General features: G+C 64.7%; 8 protein-coding genes and 1 pseudogene. 3 read left to right on the top strand and 6 right to left on the bottom strand.

The window, feature by feature from the left end:
• Window positions 1-82: 82 nt before the first annotated feature.
• The 3 genes and pseudogenes from argJ to PHQ87_RS12315 all read left to right on the top strand — a co-directional run.
• A pseudogene (gene argJ / locus PHQ87_RS12305) lies at window positions 83-1,180 on the top strand (bifunctional glutamate N-acetyltransferase/amino-acid acetyltransferase ArgJ); the annotation flags it as partial.
• Between the two features lie 10 nt (window positions 1,181-1,190).
• Window positions 1,191-2,093, top strand: coding sequence for an ATP-binding protein (locus PHQ87_RS12310; protein ID WP_300234686.1), 903 nt, complete (start codon window positions 1,191-1,193; stop codon window positions 2,091-2,093).
• A gap of 17 nt (window positions 2,094-2,110) precedes the next feature.
• The gene (locus PHQ87_RS12315) at window positions 2,111-2,563 is read left to right on the top strand and encodes a (deoxy)nucleoside triphosphate pyrophosphohydrolase (RefSeq protein ID WP_300234698.1); all 453 of its coding nucleotides are present in this window, start codon (window positions 2,111-2,113) and stop codon (window positions 2,561-2,563) included.
• Window positions 2,564-2,570: 7 nt separating this feature from the next.
• Here PHQ87_RS12315 and PHQ87_RS12320 read toward each other — a convergent pair whose 3' ends face one another.
• From PHQ87_RS12320 to pilB, 6 genes are read right to left on the bottom strand one after another with little or no spacing between them, the layout of a single operon-like run.
• Window positions 2,571-2,792 (bottom strand): DNA gyrase inhibitor YacG, encoded by a 222-nt coding sequence (locus PHQ87_RS12320; RefSeq protein ID WP_300234688.1) that lies wholly within the window; start codon window positions 2,790-2,792, stop codon window positions 2,571-2,573.
• An 8-nt stretch (window positions 2,793-2,800) separates the two neighbouring features.
• A complete protein-coding gene (zapD, locus tag PHQ87_RS12325; RefSeq protein ID WP_300234701.1) occupies window positions 2,801-3,556 on the bottom strand; it encodes a cell division protein ZapD in 756 nt (251 codons plus the stop codon).
• Between the two features lie 48 nt (window positions 3,557-3,604).
• On the bottom strand, window positions 3,605-4,210 hold the full coding sequence (gene coaE, locus PHQ87_RS12330) for a dephospho-CoA kinase (RefSeq protein WP_300234690.1): 606 nt from the start codon (window positions 4,208-4,210) through the stop codon (window positions 3,605-3,607).
• Window positions 4,207-5,076, bottom strand: a complete 870-nt coding sequence (locus tag PHQ87_RS12335; RefSeq protein WP_300234692.1) for an A24 family peptidase — start codon at window positions 5,074-5,076, stop codon at window positions 4,207-4,209. The genes coaE and PHQ87_RS12335 overlap by 4 nt, the downstream gene beginning before the upstream one ends.
• Window positions 5,076-6,293: a type II secretion system F family protein gene (locus PHQ87_RS12340; protein ID WP_300234693.1), complete on the bottom strand. Its 1,218-nt coding sequence runs from the start codon at window positions 6,291-6,293 to the stop codon at window positions 5,076-5,078. Before PHQ87_RS12340 ends, PHQ87_RS12335 begins: the two co-directional genes overlap by 1 nt.
• 28 nt (window positions 6,294-6,321) lie before the next feature.
• Window positions 6,322-8,058: a type IV-A pilus assembly ATPase PilB gene (gene pilB, locus PHQ87_RS12345; RefSeq protein ID WP_300234694.1), complete on the bottom strand. Its 1,737-nt coding sequence runs from the start codon at window positions 8,056-8,058 to the stop codon at window positions 6,322-6,324.
• Window positions 8,059-8,120 lie beyond the last annotated feature (62 nt).

Raw genomic sequence — 8,120 nt, forward strand, 5'->3', positions numbered from 1 at the left:
AGATGGAGGCCAAGGCCGGCCACCTGTCCAACGTCACCTACACGGCGCCGACCGAGACCGGGGGTACGGAGAGTGTGACCGATGGGGACAGCCTCGCTACGCGGCGGCGCCGGTGCAGGTCTGTCGTGATCATCTGGCGGCCGGGCAGGGCGTGCGTGCCATGGTGGTGAACACCGGCAATGCGAACGCCGGCACCGGCGAGGCCGGCCTGGCCGATGCGCGCCAGACCGCGCTGGCCGTGGCCCGCGCCCTGGGGGTGCCGCACGAGCAGGTGCTGCCGTTCTCGACCGGTGTGATCATGGAGCCCCTGCCCCTGGACCGTCTGCTGGCCGGTTTGCCATCGGCCCTGGCCGATGCCGCCACGCCAGAGGCGGCAACCGGCGCCCAGTGGCTGAAGGCCGCCGAGGGCATCATGACCACCGATACGGTGCCCAAGGCCGTCAGCCGGCGCTTACGTGTCGCCGGGCACGAGGTTTCGATCAGCGGCATTGCCAAGGGGGCGGGCATGATCCGTCCCAACATGGCCACCATGCTCGGCTTCGTTGCGACCGACGCAGCGGTGGCGCCCGGGCTCATGGATGCGCTGGTCGCACGCCTGGCCGATGCGTCCTTCAATCGCGTGACGGTCGATGGCGACACCTCGACCAACGACTCCTTTGTGCTCGTGGCGACCGGCCAGGCCGGGCATGCACCGATCACCGACCTGGACAGTGCCGAGGGGCAGGCTTTGCTGCTGGCTCTGACCGAGGTGGCGCAGTTTCTGGCCCATGCCATCGTGCGCGATGGTGAAGGGGCGACCAAGTTCATCACGGTGCGGGTCGAAGGAGGGGCCAACCAGGAGGAATGCCTCAAGGTGGCCTATGCGGTGGCCCATTCGCCGCTGGTCAAGACGGCGTTCTTTGCCAGCGACCCGAACCTGGGCCGTATCCTGGCGGCGGTGGGCTACGCAGGCATCGACGACCTGGATGCGACGAAGATCGAGCTGTATCTGGGTAATGTGCATGTGGTCAAGGCCGGTGGCCGCAACCCCGACTACCGCGAGGAAGATGGCCAGCGGGTGATGAAGGCGCCCGAAATCCTGGTGCGCATCGGACTGGGACGTGGCGACGCGACCGAGACCGTGTGGACCTGCGATTTCAGCCATGACTACGTCTCGATCAATGCCGACTACCGCTCCTGAGCCACCTGCGATGAACGAGCAATTCGAACGACTCCTGCAGCGCGCCGAGCAGTTGATCGGCCGCATCGAAGCCGTGCTGCCCAGACCCATGGGCGAGCCTGACTGGACCGCCTCGATCGCCTTCCGCTACCGCAAGCGCAGCGGTGGTCATGGCGTCCTGGAGCCGGTGCGCCACGTGGCGCAAATGCGGCTGCAGGACATCCAGGTCGTCGATGGTCAGAAGGAAAAGATCCAGCGCAACACCGAGCAGTTCGTGCAGGGTTTGCCTGCCAACAACGTGCTGCTGACCGGCGCACGGGGCACGGGCAAGTCCTCGCTGGTCAAGGCCTGCCTGAATGCGTACGCGCAGCGGGGGCTGCGGCTGATCGAGGTGGACAAGTCCGATCTGGTGGACCTGCCCGACATCGTGGACATCGTGGCGGACCGGCCGGAGCGTTTCATCGTTTTTTGCGACGACCTCAGCTTCGAGGAGGGCGAGGCCGGCTACAAGGCGCTCAAGTCCATCCTCGACGGTTCGGTCTCGGCCACGGGCCAGAATGTGCTGATCTATGCGACCAGCAACCGCCGTCATCTGCTGCCCGAGTACATGAAGGAGAACCTGTCCTACACGCACACGGCCGACGGTGAGGTACATCCGGGCGAGGTGGTGGAGGAGAAAATATCCCTGTCCGAGCGTTTCGGGCTGTGGGTGAGTTTCTACCCCTTCAGCCAGGACGAGTACCTGCGCATCGTGTCGCAATGGCTGCAATCGTTCGGCGTTTCCGCCCAGGATGCGGAAGCGGCCCGACCGCAGGCCCTGGTATGGGCGCTGGAGCGCGGTTCGCGCAGTGGCCGCGTGGCCTATCAGTTCGCGCGCGATTACGCCGGCGCCCGCGGCGCCGAGCGGGCGACGGTGGGGGAGGCAGCCGGGTGACAGGGCAGACCGAATCGGTGCTGGTGGTGGACGGTGGGCTGAGCGGCCGCCAGACGGCACCGCAGGCGGTGATTGATGTGGCTGTCGGTATCCTCATCGACGCGCAGGGGCGCTACCTGCTGACCACACGCCCGCCAGGCAAGGTCTATGCGGGCTACTGGGAATTTCCGGGCGGCAAACTGGAGGCCGGTGAAACCGTGGCGCAGGCACTGCAACGCGAGCTGCACGAAGAAATCGGCGTGACCATTGGCCCGGTGCATCCCTGGCGCGAGTCACTGGTCGAGTACCCGCACGGGCGGGTTCGCCTGCATTTTTGCAAGGTGCGCGAGTGGCGAGGCGACATGCACATGCGGGAAGGCCAGCGTTTTTCGTGGGAGACGCTGCCGGTGCAATGCCAACCCGTGCTGGCCGGTGCCGTGCCGGTGCTGACGTGGCTGATGGAGGAAGCAGGCGTTTCGCCCAGCTGCTGAAACGGGTTCAACCCGATGCGAAATCAGGATCGAGATCTGGATCGGGTGCCGATGCCGGCAGCGCAAACTGTTCTGATGCCCAGGCACCCAGGTCGATCTGCCGGCAGCGCGCGCTGCAAAACGGTCGGTACGGATTGCTGGTGGCGTACACACTGGGGCCGCCGCAGGCGGGGCACTTCACCGTCCTGTGGGCTGCTGTGATGGGGGCTTCTGGCAGGCTCGACGGCATACCGGGCCTCACGCGCACAGGCTCAACTCGAAACTGCCGTCTTCCTGCACCGGATGCATCCGCTCGTCGGGGCCCCGTGTCAGCAGCCGTACCGACACCATGAGCCGGTTGCCGCTGATTTCCGGTACCCAGCCGGGGCCCGGGTCGATGCGCAATCGCAGCAACTGGAAGGTCCGGCCCTGTGGCAAGGTCTGCTGGAACTGACCACCGGGGGCCACCACCTTCTGGGGTGAGCCGGAGTCGCGCAGCATCTTGAGCAGCAGCATGATGGCCTCTGCCAAGGGGACGAGCGTGCCGGCCCAACGCTGCAGGTCGTCCTGGCGCTCCCGGCATGGACGGTGCTGCCAGTCGTAGTAGGCGGGGAGGTCGAACTCACAGGTGCCGCCCGGAATGCCAATGCGGCTGCGGATGCTCATGAGCCAGTCGTTCTCCGTCAGACTCTGGCCAGCCTTGCCGTTCATGGCATTCAGATTGGCGAAGCGCTCCTCGAGCTGTCCGATCGCCTCGTCCAGGGCATGCTCGGAGATCGCCGGGTTGCCGCGGTAGCTGTTGAGATGCTGCCTGTGCTTCTCGATGTCCTTGAGCACGTCGGACCGCATGTCCACACGCGACGCGACATCCATGATCTCGAAGATGGTCTGAATGGCGAAATGGTGGTCGAGCGGGTGCTCCCTGGGCATGAGTTCGCCCAGGCGCCGAAACAGGTGTTCCAGCCGGAGGTAAGTCCGAATGCGTTCGTTGAAGGGGTATTCGTACAGGATCACGGCGTGTCTGGGGTCCATGGGCGCATCATCGTACCCGCATCGTCACCATCATAGCCCGAACCCGGCCGCCAGATCAGCGACCAGGTGCTCGAGTGTGACGAGATCGATGCCATCGTTGAAGATGACGGCGTCGGCTGCCGGCAGGCGCTGTGCGCGGCTGGCCTGCTGCCCGATGACGGACTTGACGGCGTCGGCCGTCCAGCCACTGCGGGCCTGCACCCGTGCCACTTGTGTCTCCACGGTGCAGTCCACCACCCAGACACGGTCCACCCGCTGGGGCCACTGGCGTGACTCGACCAGCAGCGGCACATCGAACACGATGGGTGCCGAGCCGGCCTGCTCGACCATGGCCCGGGATTGCGCGGCCACAATGGGGTGGACGATGCGTTCGAGCGTGAGCCGGTCTTGCGGGTGTGCGAACACCCGCTCGCGCATGCGCTCACGAAGCAAGGCGCCGTCCGCACCGATGAAATCGGGCCCGAATGCGTCGCGGATCGCGGGGATGGCGGCGCCGCCCGGGCCCGTGCTGGCACGGGAGAGCGCATCGGCATCGATCACGCAGGCACCCCGCAGCGCCAGCAGCTGCGCCACCGTACTCTTGCCGCTGCCAATGCCGCCGGTCAGGCCGAGTCGCCAGGAAAATGGTTTGCTCACAACCCGATCACCGAGAGAATGCGCTGCGGACCGATGACCATGGCCGTGAGGCCGGCCAACGCCAGGAAGGGACCGAAGGGGACATAGCCGCCATCACGCAGTTGCCCGATCAGCTTGATACCGATGCCGACCACGGCGCCGATCACCGAGGCCATCAGGATGATGGGAACCAGGGCATTCCAGCCGAACCACGCACCCAGCGCGGCGAACAGCTTGAAATCGCCAAAACCCATGCCTTCCTTGCCGGTGGCAAGCCGGAAAGCCCAGTACACCAGCCAGAGCGAGAGATAGCCGGCCATGGCGCCCCACACGGCGTCTTCCAGCGACACCTGGAGGATGCCCATGGCGGACAGCGCCAGGCCAGCCCACAGAAGCGGCAGCGTGATGTCGTCGGGCAGCAGGGTGGTGTCCCAGTCGATGCCGGCCAGTGAAACGATGGCTGCCGAGAAACCACACCAGGCCAGCGCGGTCCAGCTCAGCCCCCAGTGCCAGCCGCACCAGGCGAACAGCACGGCCGTCAGCAGCTCGATCAGTGGGTAGCGCAGGCCGATGGGCGTGCGGCAGGCGGCGCAGCGGCCCCGCAGGGCGGCGTAGCTGAGCAGGGGAATGTTCTCGAACCAGCGAATGCGGTGCCCGCAATGGGGGCAGGTCGAACGGGGTGTGAGCAGGTTGTAGGTGTCTTCCCCGCCATCGGGAGCGGGGGCCGGGACGGCGGCGATGTCCGTCGCCTGCAGCGACGCGCACTCGTCGGCCCAGCGCCGCTCCAGCATCTTGGGCAGGCGGTGGATGACCACATTCAGAAAGCTGCCAATGAGCATGCCGAGAATGCCCAGCACGATGGCGTCCATCACAGCCGGTGCCGACATCAGACGACCTGGCCCAGCTTGAAGATGGGCAGGTACATGGACACCACGATACCGCCGATGATGGTGCCCAGTACCACGATGATGATGGGTTCCATCAGGCTGGAGATACCGGCCACCATGTCGTCGACTTCCGATTCGTAGAAATCGGCCGCCTTGCCCAGCATGTGGTCGATCGAGCCGGACTCCTCACCGATCGCGCACATCTGCAGCACCATCGACGGGAAGAGGTTGGCGTTGTTCATGGCGACGGTCAGGCTGGTGCCGGTGGACACCTCCTGCTGGATTTTTTCCGTGGCCTTGGCATAGACGGAGTTGCCCGAGGCCCCGCCCACGGAGTCCAGCGCTTCGACCAGCGGCACGCCGGCGGCGAACATCGTCGAGAGCGTCCGGGTCCAGCGGGCGACCACCGACTTGTCGACGAGTATGCCGAAGATGGGGAGCTTGAGCAGCAGCCGGTCCATGAACATCTGGACCTTCTCGCTGCGTTTCCATGCCTGCATGAAGAAGTAGATGCCACCGCCGAGTACGCCGAAAATCAGCCACCAGTACTCGACGAAGAACTCGCTCATCGCGATCACGAACAGCGTCGGGCCGGGCAGATCCGCTCCGAACGAGGTGAATACCTCCTTGAATGAGGGGATCACGAAAATCATGATGATGGCCACCACCACGAAGGCCACGATGATCACCGATGTCGGGTACATCAGGGCCGACCGGATCTTGGACTTGATCGCCTCGGTCTTCTCCATATAGGTGGCCAGGCGGTCGAGCAGATCTTCCAGAATACCGGCGGCCTCCCCGGCCTCGACCAGGTTGCAATACAGGCTGTCGAAATAGATCGGGTGCTTTCGGAAGGCCGAACTCAGCGAGGTGCCTGTTTCGATGTCGGCACGGATGTCGTTGAGCAGCTTGGTGACACTGGGGTTGGGGTTGCCCCGGCCCACGATGTCAAAGGCCTGCAGCAGCGGTACGCCGGCTTTCATCATGGTGGCCAGCTGCCGGGTGAAGATGGCGATGTCCTTGGGCTTGATCCGCTTGCCCGAACGCATCTTGCGTTTTTTGATCTTGCTCGGTATCACGCCCTGGCGTCGCAGTGACGCGAGCACCTGGTTTTCGCCGCCGGCACGCGTTTCACCGCGCACGATCCTGCCGTTGCGATCCTTGCCTTCCCACTCGAAGACGAAATCCTTGATGCCTTTCGATGCCGCGGTCGCCATGAATTCCTCTTTCTTGCCCGTGCGTTTGTCACTCGTTGGTGACGCTGAGTACCTCGTCCAGTGACGTCATGCCCTGCTTGACCTTGAGCAGGCCCGATTCACGCAGGGTGCGCACGCCCTCCTTGCTGGCCTGCTGGGCGATGTCCAGTGCGGTACCGCCGCGCAGGATGATGCGCTGGATTTCCTCCGAGATCGGCATGACCTGGTAGATGCCCACCCGCCCCTTGTAGCCGTTGTTGCACGCCGAGCAGCCCACGGGACGGTACGGCGTCCAGGTGCCGTCCAGCTCCTCGGGTTTGAAGCCGGCATCGAGCAGCGCCTTGCGTGGCGCGTCCAGCGGTTCCTTGCAGTTCGGGCACAGCCGGCGCGCCAGACGCTGGGCGGTGATCAGGATCACGCTGGAAGCGATGTTGAACGTGGGAATGCCCATGTTCATCATCCGCGTGAGCGTGGTCGGTGCGTCGTTGGTATGCAGCGTCGACAGCACCATGTGGCCGGTCTGGGCGGCCTTGATGGCAATGTCGGCGGTCTCCAGGTCACGGATTTCGCCCACCATGATCACGTCCGGATCCTGGCGCAGAAAGGCCTTGAGCGCGGCCGCGAAGGTCAGGCCGGCTTTCTCGTTGACGTTGACCTGGTTCACCCCCGGCAAGTTGATTTCCGAGGGGTCTTCGGCGGTCGAGATGTTGACCCCCGGCTTGTTCAGAATGTTCAGACAAGTGTAGAGCGACACGGTCTTGCCCGAACCCGTGGGGCCGGTGACCAGCACCATGCCGTAGGGGCGCGAGATGGCGTCGAGCAGGCGCTCCTTTTCCTCGGGTTCGTAGCCCAGGGCGTCGATGCCGAGCTTGGCGCTGCTCGGGTCCAGGATACGGATCACGATCTTTTCGCCGAACAGGGTGGGCAGCGAACTGACGCGGAAGTCGATCACGCGGTCCGGGCCGACCTTGAGCTTCATCCGGCCATCCTGGGGGACGCGTTTCTCGGAGATGTCCATGCGCGAGATGACCTTGATGCGCGAGGCCAGCTTGTCCTTGATGGCCACGGGCGGCGAGGCGATCTCGCGCAGTTCGCCGTCGATGCGAAAGCGCACGCGGTAGTTGTGCTCGTAGGGCTCGAAGTGCAGGTCGGACGCGCGCATGTTGAACGCGTCGATCAGCATCTTGTGCAGGAACTTGACGACCGGTGCGTCGTCCACTTCGGACGCGGCGCCCTTGTCCTGCGGTTCGGTGGCCGACTCGGCGGCCAGATCGTCGAACTCGAATTCGTCGCCAATGATGTTGTCCATCGCTTCGCCGGCGGACACATTCAGTGCTTCGAGCAGCTTGCCGAGCTTGTCGTACTCGGCAATGACCCAGTCCACACCCATCTGCGTGGCGAACTTGATCTTCTCTGCCGCCTGGCGGTCAGACGGATCGGCCGTCGCAACGATCAGGCGGTTGTTGCGCTTGCTCAGGACAACGATGTGGTAGTCGGCGCAGATCCTGGGGTCCAGCAGGTCCTTGGGCAGGCGTTCGGGATCGATCGCGTCCAGATCCAGCAGCGGGGCCGCGAAAGCGGCCGACATCGTGTGCACGAGGTCGGAGGGCGACACGGCCGCGGAAGCGGTCAGCTCGGCGATGAAGCTGGTGCGCGAGGTCTGGGCCTTCCGGTAAATGTCCTCTGCGGCGCGCTGCTCCAGCTTGCCGGCGCTGACCAGGGCGCGACCCAGCCCGGGCAAGGCCATGGAGCTGGCGTCCTGGGAAGGGGTGTCCATCATTGCCATAGGGCTGTAATCTATCGTAAATCAATAACTTGCACGTTAATTTTGACGCAAATTGTGTCGAA

The sequence above is a fragment of the Hydrogenophaga sp. genome, from assembly GCF_028698005.1.
Lineage (GTDB): Bacteria > Pseudomonadota > Gammaproteobacteria > Burkholderiales > Burkholderiaceae_C > Hydrogenophaga.

Excerpts from the sequence above, each read along its gene's own strand:
- PHQ87_RS12335 (WP_300234692.1), bottom strand. The coding sequence starts at position 5,076 with ATGTCGGCACCGGCTGTGATGGACGCCATCGTGCTGGGCATTCTCGGC.
- PHQ87_RS12320 (WP_300234688.1), bottom strand. The coding sequence starts at position 2,792 with ATGCCGTCGAGCCTGCCAGAAGCCCCCATCACAGCAGCCCACAGGACG.
- PHQ87_RS12340 (WP_300234693.1), bottom strand. The coding sequence starts at position 6,293 with ATGGCGACCGCGGCATCGAAAGGCATCAAGGATTTCGTCTTCGAGTGG.
- PHQ87_RS12310 (WP_300234686.1), top strand. The coding sequence starts at position 1,191 with ATGAACGAGCAATTCGAACGACTCCTGCAGCGCGCCGAGCAGTTGATC.
- pilB (WP_300234694.1), bottom strand. The coding sequence starts at position 8,058 with ATGGCAATGATGGACACCCCTTCCCAGGACGCCAGCTCCATGGCCTTG.